The following is a 17828-nucleotide window of genomic DNA, read 5'->3' as shown; positions in this document are numbered from 1 at the left end:
GGCTGAGCCGGGCGGGCCTTTTTCGTCGCGGGGCGTTTGGGTCAGGAGAAAAAGAGGTTGGCGGCCACGGCCAGGAGCAGGCTGTGGAAGACCCATATCCCGCCGCCTGCCGCGATCATCAGGCCTTTGAGGCGCATCGGCGAACCGCTGCGGGCCACGGCCAGCCAGAGCAGCAAGCAGGTCAGCATGACCACCAGGGCCAGGGCCCAGAGCAGGGCCACCGAGGAAACCAGAACCAGGGCGCGTAGCTCCGGTTCCAAGCTGAACAGCATCCAGGGCTGCGCGGCCAGGACCGGAACGAGGCTCCAGGTCGCCCAGCGGGCGGCCCGGCGCATGGAGAAGGCGTAGTAGTCACGGCCGTAGTTGTCGCGGTCGCGGCGATGCAGGAGAAAGAGCAGGGCCAAGGCGCCCGCCAGGGTCAGCGAGAGGGCCGCGTACTGGACAAGGCAGGGCCAGAGCGGCGATCCCGGGCCGGGGAAGAGCAGGGCGACGAGGTTCGTGTCCCGCCCTTCGGGAGACAACAGGGGCGCGAAGCCGCGCAGCCCCGGCAGGGAGACGTGGATCGCGGCCAGCGAGGAGAGCGAGGCCAGGATGCCCAGGCCGCAGTGCGCGCCCTTGGGCAGCCTCCAGGTGCAGCGGTAGAGCCCGTGCGTCAGCAGGGTCAGGCCGAGGGCGACATAAAAGGCGTACAGCGGAGACCCCGGCGCGTGCAGCCGGGCCATGATTTCCTGGAAGCGTGCGGCGGCCAGCGCGGCGCCGGCTCCGCCCACGGCCAGGACGAGGAGCAGCAGGCCGAAGCCCATGGCCGAGACGTGCTGGGCGAACTTGTCCAGAAATGCCTTGCGTTGCGTCTGGCCCTGGATTTCCGAGGCCACGGCCAGAACGGGCGCGCCCAGGGCGGCCAATCCCAGGACGTCGAAAAAGGCCGGGGCCAGGACGCTGGAGAGAATGGTCACGGTTCCTTGCAGTTCCGCCATCGCGAAAAGACTCCCTCGAAAGTACCCCCGGCGGGGGGCCGCCTGCGCGGCTGGCCTGGGTATTGCCTCAAAACAGCCTTCGAGGCAAGGCCGGATGCGCTCGGGAAGCAACGGGAACCCCGTCGCTTTCCTTGCAAAATGCCGGGGCATGGCCTATGGAGCAGGGAAGATGAAATTCCTGCTCGCGGCACGACCCGTTCTTCTGACCGCATGCGTGCTGGCCGCCGTGGTTCTGGCCGGTTGCGCGGCCAAGTCCGACCCCGCTGTCGACGGCAGCGCCGAATGGCGTCTGCGCAGTCTGGAGGAAAGCTTTCTCCAGTTCCAGGAGGCCCAGCGCTCCCAGGAAGACCGGTTGAAGCATCTGGAATCCCGCCTGGAGGAACGCCTCAAACGTCTGGAAACGGAACTGGAGGAGGTCAAGGCCCAGCAAACCGCCTCCGCCGGTCTGGCTCCCGCCGAGCCCCCGGTGGCCCGAAGCCCCGAGCCCCGTCCCTGGACCCAACCTCCCGTCTCTGCCTCCTCCCAGACTCCGTCCAAGTCCGCCGCTCCGGCGCTGAAATCCTCATCCGCGTCCAAGCCCGCTCCCGCACCGGCCAGGGCTCCCTCGGCGAAGGAGATCCAGAACGCCTACGAGCGGGGACTCAAGCTGGTCCTGGCCGACAAACCCGGCCCGGGGCGCGACGCCTTGAAGGAGTTCCTGGCCCGCTACCCGGACAACTCCCTGACGCCCAACGCCCTCTACTGGATCGGCGAGACGTGGTATGCTCAGAAGGATTACACGCAGGCCGTTCTTTCTTTCAAGGACGTGACGCAGAAATATCCCCGCCATCCCAAGGCTTCGGCCGCGCTGTACAAGAGCGCCCTGGCCTACGAGGCCACCGGCGACAAGGCCAACGCCGTATTTTACCTCAAGGCGCTGCTGGATGAATACCCCCGTTCCGAGGAGGCTTCCCCGGCGAGGGTCAAGCTCAAGGCCCTGGGGGGATGACGCCTCGCCGTGAGCACCGGCTCGGATCAGGAATTCTTCGCCAGCTTGGCCTTGCGGCATTGCCCGGGGATTGGGTCGCGGCGGGCGTTGCTCCTGCTGCGGGCCTACGGTTCGGCCTATGCCGCCGTACGCGACGCCTCCAACTGGACCTCGCGCGGCCTTCTGGCCCCCGCCCTGTCGCGGACCTTCCTGCGCGAGGAATGGCGGCCGGCGGCTGAATCGGAATACCGCGCGGCCCGCGCCGCGAGCATGGAGCGGTTGACCTGGGCCGACCCGCGCTATCCCGCCCGTCTGCGTGAGCTTTCGGACGCGCCCCTGTTGCTTTATTGCCAGGGCGACGTGGCCCTGTTGGGCAATCCGTCGGTGGCCGTGGTCGGGGCTCGGGCCTGCACGAACATGGGCCTGCGCGCAGCCGAGATCATCAGCACCGGCCTGTCCGCCCTGGGAATCACCGTGGTTTCCGGCCTGGCCGAGGGCATCGACCGCCAAGCCCATCTGGGGGGGCTTTCGGGCCTGGGCTCGTCCATCGCCGTGCTCGGCGCGGGCCTGGACCAGGACTATCCGCCCAGAAACGCCGATCTGCGCACGATCCTGAACGAACGCGGCCTGGTGGTCACGGAATTCGGCCCGGGCGTCGAGCCTCGTCCGAGCCATTTCCCCGTGCGCAACCGGATCATCAGCGGCCTTTCCCTTGGTGTGGTGGTGGCCGAGGCAGCCGCCAAGAGCGGCAGTCTGATCACGGCTCGCCTGGCCTTGGAGCAGGGCCGCGAAGTCTTCGCCCTGCCGGGCCCCCTGGGCCAGCCCTCCTTCGTGGGCTGCCTCGACCTGCTCAAGCAGGGCGCGATCCTGGTGGAGAAGGCCGAGGACATCGTGGAAGCTCTGCGTTTCCCCTTGCGCACGGCACTGGGAGAGCTGCCGGACCCCCGACCGGACTTCCAGCCTCCGGAACTGCCTCCGGCCCGACTTCCGGAGGTATTGCGTCCCGTGCCTCGACCCGTGCGTACGGCGAAGCGGTTTACGCCTCCGCCGCCGACTCGGCCCGCGCCGGCTCCTCCGGCCGACTTGCCACCCCTGGAGCGCCGCCTGCTGGACGTCCTGAAGCGGGAACGCAAGACGCACATCGACGAGTTGTGCCGCCTGCTGGATCTGGGCAGCGCCGAGGTGGGCAGCGCCCTGCTCCTGCTGGAGATGAAGAACCTCGTCCGGCAGTGGCCGGGCATGAGTTATACCCTGTTCGAGGATGATGGGGCTTACGGAAGCTGAAGGTTTTCGGCCTTGAGCCCGTGCGCGCGGCGGGGTATGATCCCCGTCAGCACAACCCTGGAGCCGTCATGCAGAAGATTCCCCTGACCCTGGCCAAGCCGGGAATGAAACTCGCCAAGGCCGTGACCCGCGACAACGGCATGGTGGTCATGGGCGCGGGCATGGAGCTGACCGAGACGCATATCGAGCGCCTGCGCGGCATGGAGGTGGACCGGATCACCGTGGAGGGCAACCCAGTGGAGGGGGCCGACGGTGTGGACACCTCGGCGGCCAAGCGCCTGGAGCGTCTGGATCATCTCTTTCGCCGCATGTCCGGTGATCCCTGGATGGACCAGGTGCGCGGCTATCTGAACGAATATTTCCGGCTCAAGGCCGCCGAGCAGGCCGCCCGGGCCGCCGCCGAGGGAAAATAGATGGTGGAGCAGGATCTGAAGACCTCGGTGAAGGGGCAGATTCTGTCCATCAAGGATCTGCCGACCCTGCCCAAGGTGCTGGACGAGGTCAGCCGCCTTGTCCAAGACCCCAACGCCAACACCGACGAGATCGCCAAGATCATCTCCCGGGACCAGGTGCTTTCGGCCAAGGTGCTCAAGATGGTCAACTCTCCAGTCTACGGCTTTCCGGGCCGCATCGGCACGGTGCAGCACGCCCTGGTGCTGCTCGGTTTCAACGTGGTCCGGGGCATCATCATCTCCACCTCGGTGTTCGAGATGATGGTCAAGGCCATGGAGGGGCTCTGGGAGCACAGCCTGGGCTGCGCCCTGGCCGCCAACGTGGTGGCCAAGCACGCCGGGCTGGCTGATCCCGAGGAGTTCTCGGTGGCCGGGCTGCTGCACGACCTGGGCAAGGTGGTCGGCGCGGTGCAGTTGCCCGAACTGCACGAGGCCGTGGCCGCGGCCGTGCGCGAGCAGGATCTGCGTTGGTTCGAGGCCGAGCGTGCGGTCATGGGCTTCGGCCACGACCGTGTCAACGCCTGGTTGGCCCGCCATTGGAACCTGCCCGGAAACATCCGCGAGGGCATGAGCCACCACCATTCCCCGGAGACGGCCCAACTTTACCCCGAAACCGCCGCCGTGGTGCACGTGGCCGACTTCATCGTGCGGGTCTACGAATTCGGCACGGGCGGCGACGACCAAGCCGCGCCGTTGTCGCGCAAGGCCCTGGAGGTGCTTACGCTCAAGCTTCCGGACCTGGATCGCGTATTGGACGAGTTCGCGGTCCAACTGGCCGACGTTTCGGACCTGGACCTGGCCTAGGAGGCGTTCGTGGACGACATTCCCGCCCTGCGCGGGCAGGAGGCCTTTCTCCTCTCTCCGGACAAGGAGCTGGCCGAGTTGCTTACCGGGCTCTGGCCTGTGGAGCACATGCGCTTCACGGTCTTTGAGCGCGGCCGCCGGGCCATCGAACACCTCTTCAACGACCCGCCGGACCTGTTGGTGGTGGACGAGCGCTTGCCGGACATCGGCGGCCCCGAGGTGGCCTCGCTGGTCAAGAGCGAGAACGTCTATCGCCAGTTGCCCGTGGTCCTGGTCATGGATCGCGAGGGTCTGGACCTGCCCCGGGATTGGGAGCAAGTGGAGGTGGACGACTTTCTGGTCCGCCCCCTGGACCCGAAGGAAACCCGGGCCCGCGTCAACCTGACCATGTTGCGGGCCATGCGCGCCCTTGACGCCAATCCTTTGAGCAAGCTGCCGGGCAACACCTCCATTCTCCAGCGCATCCAGCAGTGCGTGGACAGCGGCGAGGACTTCGCCCTGGCCTACTGCGATCTGGACTATTTCAAATCCTTCAACGACAAATACGGCTTCTCCCGGGGCGACGAGGTGCTCATGATGACCGCTCGGGTCATCGTCAACACCATCCGGACGTTCGGCGGAGTGCGTTCCTTCGTGGGCCACGTGGGCGGCGACGATTTCGTCTTCATCATGCCGCCGGACTTGGTGGAGGAGGCCTGCCGCCGGGTAGTCCAGAGCTTCGATTCCATCGTGCCGCATTTCTACGACGCCGACGACCGGGCCCGGGGCTCCATAGTTTCCGTGGATCGCCAGGGCGTCACGCGCACCTTTCCCATCATGGCCGTGTCCATCGCCGTGGTCTTCAGCACGGGGAAGCGCCGGCTGAGCCACGCGGGCGAAGCCGCCTCCATCGCCATGGGACTCAAGAAGAAGGCCAAGGAAAACCCCAAGAGCTGTTATGTTCTCGACCAGAGGGAGCGCTAGTCCGCCGCCCCTGGCCGAGATCTGCCAGGGATTTCTGGCGCATCTCGCGGCCGAGAAGGGCTTTTCCGCCGCCACCCTGGCGGCCTACGAGAACGATCTGCGCCTGTTCACCGGGTATTTGGGCGGACGCGGCGTGTCCCTGGAAGAGCCGGAGACGGTCACCAAGGAGCACGTGCGCGGCTTCCTGGCCGAACTGCACCGGCGCGGCCTGAAGAAGAGCAGCGTAGCCCGCAAACTCTCGGCTTTGCGGAGCTTTTTTCGTTTTCTTCTGCGCCAGAGGCTGGTGGAGAGCGATCCCGTGCGCGGATTGTCCAACCCCAAGCAGGAGAAGCGCCATCCGCGCGCACTCAACGTGGACCAGGCCATCGGCCTGATGGAGGCCAAGCTGCCGCCGGACCCCGAGGGGCTGCGCGATCTGGCCCTGGCCGAACTGCTCTACGGTTCGGGCCTGCGCATATCCGAGGCCGTGGGCCTGGATGTGCATGACCTGGACACCTCCTCGGGGGTGGCCAGGGTCACGGGCAAGGGTTCCAAGGAGCGTCTGGCTCCGCTTTCGGATGCCGCCCGGACGCGTTTGGACCGCTACTTGGCTCAGCGCCACGCCTTCGTCGCCGATCCCCTGGAGAAGGCCCTCTTCCTGGGCCGCCAGGGCAAGCGCCTGAACCGGCGGCAAGCGGCGCGCATCGTGGACCACTTGGCCAAGCTGGCCGGGTTGCCTCAGCACGTGCATCCACACATGCTTCGCCACAGCTTCGCCACCCACATGCTCGAGGCGGGCGCGGACCTGCGTGACATTCAGGAGCTTTTAGGGCACGAGCGCATCAGCACGACGCAACGCTACACGCACCTCAACCTGCAGCAGATCATGGCGGTGTACGACAAGGCCCACCCCCGGGCCTCGTCCGAAGAAAAAAAACCTCGGGAAAAGGAGAAATAATGAGCAATCCCATGGTGCTGATCGAGACCCCGATGGGCGAGATCCTGGTGGAACTCTGGCCCGACAAGGCCCCGGAAACGGTGGAGAACTTCCTCAAGTACGTGGATGATGAGTTCTACGACGGGCTCATCTTTCATCGCGTCATCAAGGGCTTCATGATCCAGGGCGGCGGCATGGACATGATGATGCGCGAGAAGAAGACGCGTGGCCCGGTGAAGAACGAGGCCCGGGCCGACACGCCCAACCAGCTCGGCACCATCGCCATGGCCCGCACCCCGGATCCCCACAGCGCCACGGCCCAGTTCTTCATCAACGTGGCCGACAACCAGTTCCTGAACCACCGTGACGAGACGGCCGACGGCTTCGGCTACTGCGTGTTCGGCAAGGTCACGGAAGGCATGGATACGGTGGAGAAGATCGCCAAGGTTCGGACCAAGACAGCGGGCTTCCACGCCGACGTGCCGAGCGATCCCATCACCATCATTTCGGCCCGCCGCTTTGAGCTGTAGGCTCGGCGGCCGGTCGGACAAAGAAAAAGGGGCCTCGCGGCCCCTTTTTTGTCGTTCCGTCCGAAGCTAGTCTTTCTTCCCGCAGAAGCGCATGAAATCGTCGCGAAGCTGGTTCACCAGTTCGCGCACTGTGACGATGGAGTCCACCCGCCAGGCGTTGGCTCCGGCGAAGGCGAAGCCGTGCTTCAGCTTGCCCTTCATGGCGTTCACCAGGGCCTGAGCGATGCAGTACGGGCTCTTGGTGTGGTCACAGGTGACGATGCACTTGTAGGCGCAGGTCCGGGGCTTGCGGTTGCCCTGGGCCACATCGTCCAGGAAGGGGCCCTTCACCGCCCGGCCGGGCATGCCCACCGGGCTCTGGATGATGACGATGTCCTCTTTCTTGGCCTGCACGTATGCCTGCTTGAACGCCTCATCGGCGTCGCATTCCACCGTGGCCACGAAGCGGGTGCCCATCTGGACTCCGGCCGCGCCCATTTCCAGGAAACGGCAGATGTCCTCGCCGGTGTAGACGCCGCCCGCCGCGATGGTCGGGATGCGCTTGCCGGACTGCTCCTCGAAGGGCCGCACGGCCTCGATGACCTCGGGCACGATACGTTCCAAGGCGAAGGCCGGATCGTCCACCTGCTCGGGCTTGAAACCCAAGTGGCCGCCCGCCTTGGGGCCTTCGACCACGAAGGCGTCGGGCAGGACGTTGAAGCGCGAGAGCCACTTCTTGCACAGGATCACGGCGGCCCGGCCCGAGGAGACGATGGGCACGAGCTTGGTCTTGGCTCCCTCGGTGACGTACTTGGGCAGGTCCAGGGGCAGGCCCGCGCCGCAGAAGAGCACGTCCACGCCCTCGCGCACCGAGGTGCTGACCATGTCCGCGAAGTTGGAGAGGGCGACCATGACGTTCACGCCCAGGATGCCCTTGGTCATTTCGCGGGCCTTGCGGATTTCGCGGGTCAGGGCGCGGATGTGCGCGCCGGTGGGGTCCTTGGCGATGTCGGGCTCGGCATTGCCGATCATGGCCGCCGAGATGACTCCCACGCCGCCCTCGTTGGCCACGGCCGAGGCCAGGCCGGAAAGCGAGATGCCCACACCCATGCCGCCCTGGATGATGGGCAGGCGGGCGGTCAGGTCGCCGATGGTCAGTTGGGGAAAATCCTTAAGACATTTCAATAGGTTCATTGATCCTCCCGAGCGGCCAGGGGATTGTATCGACCGGGACGGACGTCCCGTTCCGGCCGAGCACCGGAAGCCGGTTCGAACGATGCGCATACACGACAAAAAGACCCGGGTCAAAGGCCTTTCGCCGCAGGTTCCCCGGGTCGCTCCAGATGCTCGTCGGCGAGCATGCGGGCGAAGAACAGCGAGCTGGTGAAGGCCGGGGAGATGGCGTTGAGCACGTGCAGGCTCTCCCGGTCGCGCTCCACCAGGAAATCCATGACCAGTTCGTGCGTCCCCAGATCCACCAACTGAGGCCGGATGCCTGCCTTGTGCGTGGGAACCACGTCGGCCGGGTCCAGTTCCTTGACCAGCTTTCGGGCGTCGTTGAAGAAGTGCCTGAAGAAGTATTTGCGCGGCTCCTCCAAGGCCACGGCCCGGAATTTGGGATTCTTCGCGAAAAGCACCGTGTCGCGCCAGAGGATCGAGGGGGCCTCGCCGTCCACCCCGGTCAGGATGCCGTAGTTCTCGCGGCCGAAGGCCGGAATGGCCGTGGGCCCGAGGTAGACGTCGTCGTGCACGCCCCGGGTGAAATGCACCCCCAGAAAGGGATTGCGGATGTCCGGCACGGGATAGATGCTGCCATGCACGAGATCGGCGCGCGGGCCGCTGAGCTTGCGGTAGATGCCCTTGAAGGGCACCAGCCGGTAGTTGCGTCCGACCCCGAAGGCGTGGGCCACGCGGTCGCAATGGGCCCCGGCGGCGTTGATGAAGAATCCGTAGCTCACGCGCCCGGCCGTCGTCTCGGCCTGACGCGGGCCGGGGCGTCCGGTGAAGCGGGCCATGAACAGGAACTGGACCTTGCCCGAATCGGTCAGCTCCCGGCGCAGTTGGGCCAGGATGGCCTTGGGGTCCACCACTGCGGTCTGGGGCACGCGCAAGGCCTGGCCCACGGTGCGGGCCAGGGGTTCGATCTCGGCCAGGGCGCGTTCGTCGATGAGCTCCACCAGGGCGCCGTTTTCCGTGGCCCGGCGGTGCAGCTCAAGCAGGGCAGGCAGCTCGGCTTCCGTCCGTGTGACGATGACCTTGCCGTTCTCCTTGATCGGCAGGCCGTGCTCCCGGCAGTATTCGCGCATGAGGCGGTTGCCTTCCAGGCAGGATTTTGCCCGCAGGCTGCCCGGAGAATAATAGACCCCGGAGTGGAGCACACCGCTGTTGCGGCCCGAGGCATGGCGGCCGATGTCCGGCTCCTTGTCCAGGATGAGGATGTCCGAGTGGCCCCGGCGGACCAGTTCGCGGGCCAGGGTCAGGCCCACGATGCCCGCCCCGCAGATGACGATTCCGGCAGTGCGCATCTCAGTCCTCGGCCAGCAGTTCCAGACCGCTGGCGGCGTCTTTCTTGCGGGACATGGCTACGTCCAGCAGTTCCAGGATGACCAGCTCCCCCACCAGCCAGAGGTCCACGCCGGGCCGTACGCAGCCCGTGCGGGTCCGGTCCTCGCGGCCCAGGGCGGCGTGCATGTGCAGCTTGGGCCTGCTGCGGGAGTCTGGAAAGATGGTGCCGACGGCGGCCATCTCATGAGCCCCTTCGATGGGCTGGAGCATGACTTCGGGCGGCAGGACCGAGGCGTCCTTGGGACCGACCACCAGTGCGCCGCCGCCCGCGCCGCCCAGGAGCCAACACACGGCCCGGCGGATGTTCTGTTCGGTGGCGAAGGCCTCCACGCTGTCCGGCAGGCGGTCGCCGTCCCCCAGTCGGACCACGAAGACCCGGCCGGTTTTCCCTTGCGCGTATTCCATGGAACGTCTCCTTACGCCCCGCAAGCCTCGCGGAAGTCGCAACGGGCGCACCGCCGTCCGGGCCTGGGGAAGAATTCCGGGGCCCCGACAATGTGCCGGACGAGGAAGTCTGTCAACAACGGCAGGCGGTCACGGGCAAGCAGATCGCGCAGCTCGTCGTCGCCCTCGCGGCCCAGGAGCAGGATTTCCTTGCCCTCGCGGGCGAGTTCGATCCAGCCCGCGTCGCGCGGCGGGGAGTCGGGCAGGGCCTGGGCCGCCATCTGGAGATAGAGCGGCAGCTGCATCCCCCGCAGCTTGTCGCCCAGTTCCTCCAGCAGATCCGGTCGGGGATCGGCGGCCGGGTCGCAGGCGGCCAGGGCTTCCCAGAGCGCGTCGTCATGCCAGACACCGGCGCGCGGCCTGGGCAGGTTCGCGCCGGTCTTGTAGTCCAGGACCACCACCCCGTCCTCGCGCCGGTCCACCCGGTCCAGGGTTCCAGTGAGGGGCACGCGTAATCCGGCGGCTTCAACGATCGCATTCACGGGCTGTTCCAGGGCCAGGATGGTCGTCTCGGCGTCCTGGGACTCCAGGTAGCGGGTCAGGCGGTGGCGTCCGGCCAGGGCCAGAGCCAGGCGGCGGTCCAGGGGGATGCCCGCCAGCTCCGGGCTGGCCTCCAGGGCCTCGGCGAAGGCGTCTCCCAGGGCCTCGGCGTCCAGGTCGGCGAGGCGCAAGGTTTGGTTCAGGTGCGGCCGCAGGAAGGCTTCCAGGACGCCGTGAACCAGGGAACCCACCACCTGGGGATCGCCGTCCTCGTCCACCTCGCGGGGCGGGCGCAGTCCGGTGAGCACACGATAGAAAAAGAGCTTGGGGCAGGCGAGGTAGTCGTCCAGCCGGGAAGGCGAGAGGCCCCGGGAGGTGAGCCGGGCCAGGAGCTGGTCGCGCACCACGCCGTCCTTGGGCACTGCCGGGGCTCCCGAGGGGATGGCCGTCACGCGGAAGGAAACGGCCAGCAGCGGCGGAGCGTCTCCGGCCTTGATGAGCGTGCCGCGTTCCTTCTCCAGACCCCAGAGCAACTCCTCCACGAAGCGGCTGCGTACGCTCTTGCCGTCCAGCACGCCGGGAGTCACGCCGTTCTTGTAGAGCAGCACGGCCTCCTCGGCCCCACGCAGGAGGCGGTGCAGGGTGTAGCCCGCCACGTGGTCGCGTCGGCGGGAGTCGGGCAGGCCCAGAAGCACGCGCAGCGAGTCGGGCAGGAGCGGGTCGGCGGCGGGCTGGCCGGGCAGCAGGCTCTCCACCGCGTCCAGGAGGTAGAGGCGGCGGAAGTGCAGGAGCCGGGTTTCGAGCATGCCCATGACCTGGAGACCGGTGAGCGGCTCGGGCTCGAAGGAGACGCGTTCGTCGGCGCAGAGCCGCCGCAGGATGGAGAAGAGCAGGTCGCGCGGGTAGGGATCGCGGCTGATGGCGCTTTGGCCCAGCTGGGGCACCACGCTGCCGAAGAGCCGGAAGAGGCATTCGGCGTCCAGAAGGTGGCGTTTCCAGAGCCCGCCGCCGTGCTCGTGCAGGAGCCGGGCCAGGCCGTCCACGGCCCGGGCCAGATCCGCCAGAGTGGCCGGGTTCTCGAAGGCCCGCAGGCAGCGTTCCAGCACGGCCTTCAGCAGGGTTCCGGCAGCCTCGCGTTCTTCCTCGGGCAGTTCCGGAGCGAAGTGGCGCGGCAGCGCGAAGGGGTCCAGGAAACGTCGCCCGGAGCGGATTTCCTGCTCCCAGGCGTGGAACAGGCCGCGCAGGGGCTGGCCCTCGCCCACGGGGAGCATCTTGAGATAGGGGTGGCGGATGAGGGCGATGACGTCGCGCCAGAGATAGCCGTGATCCGTGCGGTTTTCCTGGAGGGTCAGCACGGTCTCCAGCAACTGGAACAGGGCCGTGCGCTCCAGGGGGTAGCCCATACTGATGTTCACGTCCCGTTCGGGCAGGTGGTGCAGCACCGGGATGAGCGCTCCGGCGTCGGGCAGGACCACGGCCGTGTTCTCCGGGGAGTCGGGCAGTTCCCGCTCCAAGGCCGCCAGTTGTGAATGCAGGTCGAAGCCCTCGTGGAAGCGCAGTTCGGGCATGCTCCGCGTGCCGGGCTCTTCCAGAAGTTCGGCCCGCGTCCCCCAGCGGGACAGCCAGCGGGCGTGTTCCTCCTCGCACCAGTGGACCGGTCCGCCCTGAGTCAGGGAGGGATCGCCGTGCCAGAGGACCTCGGCTCCGCGTTCCCAGAGGGCCCGGAACAGGACGTCCTCGGCTCCGGACAGGGCGTAGTGCCCGGCCAGGATCACGGTCGTGCCCTCCAGGCCCGCCAGCACCCGGTCCATGTCGCGTCGGACTTCGCGGCAGTCCAGACCCGGCGTGCTCCAGCCGCGCGTCTCCAGTTCCGCGACGTAGGCCGAGTAGATGCCGCCTAACTGCTCCAGCAGGGCGGCGGCGAAGGGTTCCACCGCATCCCGGGCCTGATCCAGGTCCGGCGGCTCCACGTCCTGGCGCAGCAGCTCCTCCAGGAGCGTGGCCAGACGCAGACCCCAGGGGAAGAACTCCAGGCGGTCCAGGGGCAGCTTGGCCAGCAGGCCCTGACCCGAGCCCCGCAGGCGCTCGACGATGTCGTAGAGCAGGCCCGCCAGGTCCAGGCGCTGGGCGCGGCGGGCCGGGGCTGGACGCAGGTCGCGGGCCAGGGCGGCGAAGAGGCCCGGCACATCCTGGATCACGGGCATGAGCGTGGGCCGGGGCAGGCCCGGCAACTCGGCCAGGGCGCGGCGCAGGTAACGGCGCGGCCGCTCATGGGGGAAGACCACCAGGATGTTTTCCGGCCCCCGGTCCCAGATCCCGGCCAGGAAGCGGGCCAGGGCGGGCACGAAAGGATTGTTCCAGGGAACCAGACGCACGGGGCTAGGCATGGGCCACCTCGCGCACCTCGCGCCGATCCAGGTAGACGAGCAGTCCCCGGGCCTTGGGTCGCAGGGCCAGGGCCAGCTTCAGATAGCGGCGCACCTGGGTCTCGTGCTCCGGGTCCGGGCGGCCGGTCTTGTATTCCAGCACCAGGGCCTCGTCTCCGCTCAGCACGAGCCGGTCGCAGCGCAGGGCCCGGCCCTCCTCGTCCAGGGCCTCGGCTTCGGCCAGTCCCCGGCCCAGGCAATCCTTCAGTTCCGGCCGGGAGAGAACCCAGAGGAGCAGGTCGGCCAGCTCGCCCTCCAGGTCGGCCCCGCCGCCCACGAAGGGGAAGTCCAGCACAGCCAGCCGGGCCGCGCGGCTGGCGTCGGCCGCGTCGTCGCCGGTGGACCGGAGCAGCTCCAGGGCGCGGTGGGCCATTTCGCCCCGGCGGCGCTGGTCGAGGAAGACGTCCTCCAGGGAGTGGCGGAAGACCCGCAGCCGAGGCAGCCAGGCAGTGAGCTCCTCGCCGGGTTCCGTCGGTTCGGGCGGAGCGGCCGGGGCGGGCTTGGAACGCTCTTGCGGTTCGCCTTCGGAGGGGTGGCCGCGCTCGAATGCGGCCTCTCTCTCCGGGATGTCCAGGAGCCGGGTCATGGCCGCCAGGGCCGGGGGACGGCGCTTGTCCTCGCGCGCGTCCGGGAAGAAGCCGTATAACTCCTCGCGGGCCCGGGTCCAGGCCACGTAAAGCAGATGGAGCTGTTCGCGAGCCTCGCGGCCCGCCCGTTCGCGGTATTCCGGCCCCAGGGCCTCGCGGGCCGGGGTGAGCAGGCGTTTGCCGCGCAACTCGATGGTCAGCAGGCCGTCCTGGGGCCGCAGGGACCAGTCGTGGAACGGCACGACGGCCACGGGAAACTCCAGCCCCTTGGACTTGTGCATGGTGAGAACCTGGACCGCGTCCAGGTTCTCGGGCAGGGGCACCTTCTCCTCCGCCCCTTGGCCGCGCCAGAAGTCCAGGAAGGCCGAGAGCGAACGGCAGCCGCGTTCCTCGGCCAGATGCACCACCTCCAGGAAGCGGCGCACGTACAGCTCGGCCCCGGGTTCGGCGGCGAACACGCCGAAGCGCTCCACGGCCGCCTGGGCCAGATCGTAGGGCGTGAGCAGCCCGGCCTTGTCGAAGAAGGGCTTGAGCGTGCGTTCCCAGACCTCAGGGAAGGCGTCGCGGAAGCGCATGCCCAGATTGCCCCGCTTCCGTTCCACGAGCCAGTCGGCCACCCGCAGCGGAGCAAGCCCGGCGGCCCGCTGGAAGACCGACCCGGAAACCAGGGCCAGGAAGGCCAAGTCGTCGGCCGGGAAGTCAAGAAATTCCAGGAATGCGGCCAGCTGACGCACCAGGGGATGCCGGGCCAGGAGCAGGCTGCTCTCCGTGACCACCGGGATATCCAAGGCCACGAGCTGTTCGCAGACCACGCCCGCCTGCCGGTTGTCGCGCACGAGCACGGCGATGTCCCGATAGGGCCGCCTCGCGACGAGGTCCAGGATCAGGGCGCGCAGGGCCTCCAGGGTCCGGGTCTCGAATTCCTCGCGCGTGCCGCCGGGCAGGCGGGTCAGACGCACGTAACCCTCGGGCCCGTCGTAGCCGTCGGGGATGTCTTGGCGCGCGTCGGCGAAAACCTGGGACAACTCCCCGGCCAGGGCCGCGCGTTCCTCCTCAGGGGCTTCGCCGAGGATTTCCCCGGCCAGTTCCCCGGCCATGTCCGGCTCGGCCAGATGGGTGAAAAAGTCGTTGTTGAAGGCCACCACGGCCGGGGTGCTGCGCCAGTTGCGCGGCAGGGTCTCGGCCGTGACGCGCTCGGCCAGGTCGGCCAGCCCGGGGCGGCGGGGCACCTCGTCGAAGAGCGAGGCGTCGCCGCCGCGCCAGCCGTAGATGGCCTGCTTCACGTCGCCCACGCAGAACAGGCTGCCGCCCTTGGACAGACACTCCTCGGCCAGGGGCGCAACCGCCGTCCACTGGGCCCGGCTTGTGTCCTGGAATTCGTCCACCAGCAGGTGGAAGAGCCGCGAGCCCAGGCGGCAGTATGCTTCGGGCACGGCCTCGGCCTGGCCCAGGAGATCGCGCACGGCCCGGGTCAGGGCCGCGATGGGCACCACCCCGCGCAGCCGCGACTCGGCCCGCATGTCCTCCACCAGCAGCCCGGCGATGGTCAGAGCCGGGGCCAGGGCGTAGGCCCCGCTCACCGCGGCCCATTCGCGGCGGTAGGCGGCCACGGCGGTCTTGAGCAGGTCGTAGGCCGCCTCGCACTGGTCCGTGACCCGGGCCTTGCCCGCCTTGGTCAGGCAGTCCTCCAGGAGAGGTTTTTCGGCGTAGGCCGACTTGGGCGGCTCGTCGAAGCCCTGGACCGCCTGGCATTTCTGGAGAAAGGCCAGGAAGCGCTTGTCCGGGGCAAGGGCGTATTCGTCCAGGAAGCCGCGCATGAGCGTCACGGCCTCCAGAAAACGTGCGCGGCAGGCCGTGAGCAGGTCGGCCAGCTCGTCCTGGTCCGTGAGCAGCGGTTCGCCCTCGGCCTGGAGCAGGGTCGCCAGCTCCTTCAATCGCTCGCGGATGCCCCGTTCGGGTCGGAAGCCGGAGCGGTTTTCGTGGCGCAGGAAGGTGTCCAGGGCGGTGAGCAGCAGGGTCCGCTCCGGGCCCGCCGGGTTTTCGCAGCAGCCCACGAAGCGTTCGTAGGCCAGGTCGAAGACGTCGGTCTCCTCGAAGGCCACCTCGAAATCCGGCCGGATGCCGTATTCCAGGGCGAAGAGGCGCAGCAGGAGCACGAGCAGGCTGTCGATGGTGCGGATGTTCAGGCGGTGGTAGCGACGCAGGATGGTCTCCACCACTCCGGCGGCCCGCGCGCGGTCCCAGTCGGCCCGCTGGCCGTCGTCGCGGAGATCCAGAGCGCAACGCTTGAGGGCCTTGAGCACGCGCTCCTTCATCTCGGCGGCGGCCTTGTTGGTGAAGGTCACGGCCAGGATTTCGGGCCAGGAATAGGTCTCCGGCCGCAGTCCCCGGCAGGTCAGGCCCGGGTCGTCGGACCTGGCCGCGCCCAGGAGCTCCAGGAAGCGGGCCGTGAGAGCGAAGGTCTTGCCTGAACCGGCGGCGGCCTTGACCTGACGGATGCTCGACGGACTCACGACGGGCTCCCGGTCGGACGCCGCCGCGCACCCTCGGCCACCATGAGCAGAACGGCCGCGAGGATGAGGCCGCTGCCCAGGTATCCGGCCGGGCCGAAACGTTCGTTCCACCACCACCAGGCCAGCCAGGCGGCGATCACCGGCTCCAGGGTGGCCACCACGGCGGCCCGGGTGGCCTCCAGGCGCTTGAGGCCCGCGTAGTAGACCGAGTAGCCGCCCCAGGTGGTGGCGGCCGAGAGCAGGACGAGCAGGGCCCAGGCCGAGGGCGACTTGGGCGCGAAATGCACGAAGGGCAGGAGGCAGAGCGAGCCCACGGGCAGGGCGTAGAGGAAGAGGGTGGCCGTGTCGTAGCGGGTGAGGAACTTTTTCCCGAAGATGTAGTAGAGGGCGTAGGTGAACCCGGCGGTGAGCCCTGCCAGGACGCCGAGGGCCGAGGGTTTCACCGTGCCGCCGCCGGAGAGGCTCACCAGGGCCACTCCGATGATCGTGGCGGCCACGGCGCAGAGCTTGGCCGGGGTCGTCGGCTCGGCCAGGACCAGCCGGGAGAGCAGGGCCACCCATGCCGGGGCGGTGTAGAGAAGCACCGAGCCCAGGGCCGCGCCCACGTGTTCGATGGCCACCTGGTAGGAGCCGTAGAAGAGCGCCACGCCGACGAGACCGAAGGCCGCCAGCGCGGGGAGATCCGAGGCCTTCGCCCGTTGCCCGGTCCGCAGAGCCAGGGCCTGGACCGCGAACAGGCCCCAGCCGATGGTCGAGCGCCAGAAGGCCACCTCCAGCGGCGTGACCCCCTCGGCGAAGAGAAACTTGGACAGCGGCCCGATGAGCGCCCAGAGCACCGCGGCGCACAGGACCAGGAGATATCCCGTCATCAGAGTTGGACCACGCTGCCCAGTCCCTTGGCCCTGGCCAGGTCGAAGGCCAGGGAGGCGGTCATCACGTCGTGGCTGGCGATGCCCATGAGCACGGCCGCGCGCAGTCCGTCGCGCACGCCGGGCTTTTCCCCGGCGCAGATCTGGCCCATGTCGGCGTAGACAGCCGTCTTGTCCGGGTAGCCGTTCTGGAAGTACACGCCCTGGTCGCGGGTCCAGAGGTATTGGTTGGCGTTGTCGCAGACGAAGCAGGGCGTGGCGGCCATGACGTCTTCGGCGAAGGCCGAGTCGTAGTCCACGGACACGGCCAGAACCTTTTCCTTGAGCCAGGCCCGGTGCACGAAGCGTTCGGGCTTCTCCACGATGGGCGTGCAGGTGACCACCACGTCGGCGTCGGCCACGCATGATTTCGCATCGGCGCAGACCACGAACTCGGCCCGGGGCAGTTCCGGCCCCATATCCTTCAGGAATCGTTCGGGCTGTCCGGCCACGGGGTCGAAGCAACGCACCTGTTTGATCTTGGGGAAGACTTCCTTGAAGGCCAAAAGGTTGACCCGGCCCTGCACTCCCAGGCCGATGACCGAGACGACCTCGGAATTCGGGTCGCCGAAATGCTTGGCGTAGACGCCCGAGGCCGCGCCCGTGCGCCAGGCCGTGACCCAGCCCGCGTCCATGACCGCCTGGGTCAGGCCAGTCTCCGGGTCGATGAGGACCATGACCCCGGTGATGTAGGGCAGGCCCTTCTTCTGGTTCGGCGGGTAGCCGGACACGCACTTGATGCCGCAGCGGTCCACGGCCCCGCCGATCCAACAGGGCATGGCGTGGATGAAGCAGTCGTGGCGGGGGTGGATGCCGATCTTGGCGGGCATCTCGGCCTCGCCCCGGCCGAGGCAGGCGAAGCCTTGCTCCACGGCGTCCATGATGGCGGGCATGCCGAGGCCCAGGGAGTCCAGGTCGGCGCGGGAGAGCCAGAGCACGTCGAAGGACATGGAAAGCTCCTTTTGTTTGCTGTGGGGGCGGCCGGGAGATTCGGCCGAATGGTTCTGTGTAGGGCCTTTCGCGTCAGGCGTCA

15 protein-coding genes are annotated in these 17828 nt (G+C 68.2%); 7 read left to right on the top strand and 8 right to left on the bottom strand.

Annotated features, from left to right (window positions below; genetic code table 11):
- Window positions 1-41: 41 nt before the first annotated feature.
- A complete protein-coding gene (locus H587_RS0107985; protein ID WP_027175826.1) occupies window positions 42-977 on the bottom strand; it encodes a hypothetical protein in 936 nt (311 codons plus the stop codon).
- A gap of 169 nt (window positions 978-1146) precedes the next feature.
- Here H587_RS0107985 and ybgF point away from each other — a divergent pair, with 169 nt between their 5' ends.
- The 7 genes from ybgF to H587_RS0107950 all read left to right on the top strand — a co-directional run bounded on the left by ybgF (window position 1147) and on the right by H587_RS0107950 (window position 6893).
- A complete protein-coding gene (gene ybgF, locus H587_RS17775) occupies window positions 1147-1965 on the top strand; it encodes a tol-pal system protein YbgF (RefSeq protein ID WP_034608862.1) in 819 nt (272 codons plus the stop codon).
- 9 nt (window positions 1966-1974) lie between these two features.
- A complete protein-coding gene (dprA, locus tag H587_RS0107975; RefSeq protein ID WP_027175825.1) occupies window positions 1975-3228 on the top strand; it encodes a DNA-processing protein DprA in 1254 nt (417 codons plus the stop codon).
- Between the two features lie 68 nt (window positions 3229-3296).
- Complete coding sequence (locus H587_RS17770) at window positions 3297-3641, top strand: hypothetical protein (RefSeq protein WP_034608859.1); 345 nt, start codon at window positions 3297-3299, stop codon at window positions 3639-3641.
- Window positions 3642-4484: an HDOD domain-containing protein gene (locus H587_RS0107965; RefSeq protein WP_211219495.1), complete on the top strand. Its 843-nt coding sequence runs from the start codon at window positions 3642-3644 to the stop codon at window positions 4482-4484.
- 9 nt (window positions 4485-4493) lie between these two features.
- Window positions 4494-5447, top strand: coding sequence for a GGDEF domain-containing response regulator (locus tag H587_RS0107960; RefSeq protein WP_034608857.1), 954 nt, complete (start codon window positions 4494-4496; stop codon window positions 5445-5447).
- Entirely contained in the window at window positions 5422-6384 is a 963-nt protein-coding gene (gene xerC, locus H587_RS0107955) for a tyrosine recombinase XerC (protein WP_027175822.1), read from the top strand. The genes H587_RS0107960 and xerC overlap by 26 nt, the downstream gene beginning before the upstream one ends.
- Complete coding sequence (locus H587_RS0107950; protein ID WP_027175821.1) at window positions 6384-6893, top strand: peptidylprolyl isomerase; 510 nt, start codon at window positions 6384-6386, stop codon at window positions 6891-6893. Before xerC ends, H587_RS0107950 begins: the two co-directional genes overlap by 1 nt.
- A 66-nt stretch (window positions 6894-6959) precedes the next feature.
- Here H587_RS0107950 and H587_RS0107945 read toward each other — a convergent pair whose 3' ends face one another.
- The 7 genes from H587_RS0107945 to H587_RS0107915 form a co-directional block, all read right to left on the bottom strand.
- Complete coding sequence (locus H587_RS0107945) at window positions 6960-8066, bottom strand: NAD(P)H-dependent flavin oxidoreductase (protein WP_027175820.1); 1107 nt, start codon at window positions 8064-8066, stop codon at window positions 6960-6962.
- Between the two features lie 110 nt (window positions 8067-8176).
- Window positions 8177-9397, bottom strand: coding sequence for an L-2-hydroxyglutarate oxidase (gene lhgO / locus H587_RS17765; RefSeq protein ID WP_034608854.1), 1221 nt, complete (start codon window positions 9395-9397; stop codon window positions 8177-8179).
- Between the two features lies 1 nt (window position 9398).
- On the bottom strand, window positions 9399-9842 hold the full coding sequence (locus tag H587_RS0107935) for a PPC domain-containing DNA-binding protein (RefSeq protein WP_027175819.1): 444 nt from the start codon (window positions 9840-9842) through the stop codon (window positions 9399-9401).
- Between the two features lie 11 nt (window positions 9843-9853).
- Window positions 9854-12748 carry a PD-(D/E)XK nuclease family protein gene (locus tag H587_RS0107930; RefSeq protein WP_027175818.1) on the bottom strand — a complete coding sequence of 965 codons (2895 nt, stop codon included), beginning with the start codon at window positions 12746-12748 and terminating at the stop codon, window positions 9854-9856.
- A complete protein-coding gene (locus tag H587_RS0107925) occupies window positions 12741-15887 on the bottom strand; it encodes a UvrD-helicase domain-containing protein (RefSeq protein ID WP_027175817.1) in 3147 nt (1048 codons plus the stop codon). Before H587_RS0107925 ends, H587_RS0107930 begins: the two co-directional genes overlap by 8 nt.
- A complete protein-coding gene (locus H587_RS21085; RefSeq protein ID WP_027175816.1) occupies window positions 15884-16756 on the bottom strand; it encodes a DMT family transporter in 873 nt (290 codons plus the stop codon). The genes H587_RS0107925 and H587_RS21085 overlap by 4 nt, the downstream gene beginning before the upstream one ends.
- Window positions 16756-17745 carry an ornithine cyclodeaminase family protein gene (locus H587_RS0107915; protein ID WP_027175815.1) on the bottom strand — a complete coding sequence of 330 codons (990 nt, stop codon included), beginning with the start codon at window positions 17743-17745 and terminating at the stop codon, window positions 16756-16758. The genes H587_RS21085 and H587_RS0107915 overlap by 1 nt, the downstream gene beginning before the upstream one ends.
- Between the last annotated feature and the right edge of the window lie 83 nt (window positions 17746-17828).

This window comes from Desulfovibrio aminophilus DSM 12254 (assembly GCF_000422565.1).
GTDB classification, from domain to species: domain Bacteria; phylum Desulfobacterota; class Desulfovibrionia; order Desulfovibrionales; family Desulfovibrionaceae; genus Aminidesulfovibrio; species Aminidesulfovibrio aminophilus.
Note: the sequence above shows the minus strand (reverse complement) of the source record. Positions and strands in the feature narration are given on the sequence as shown.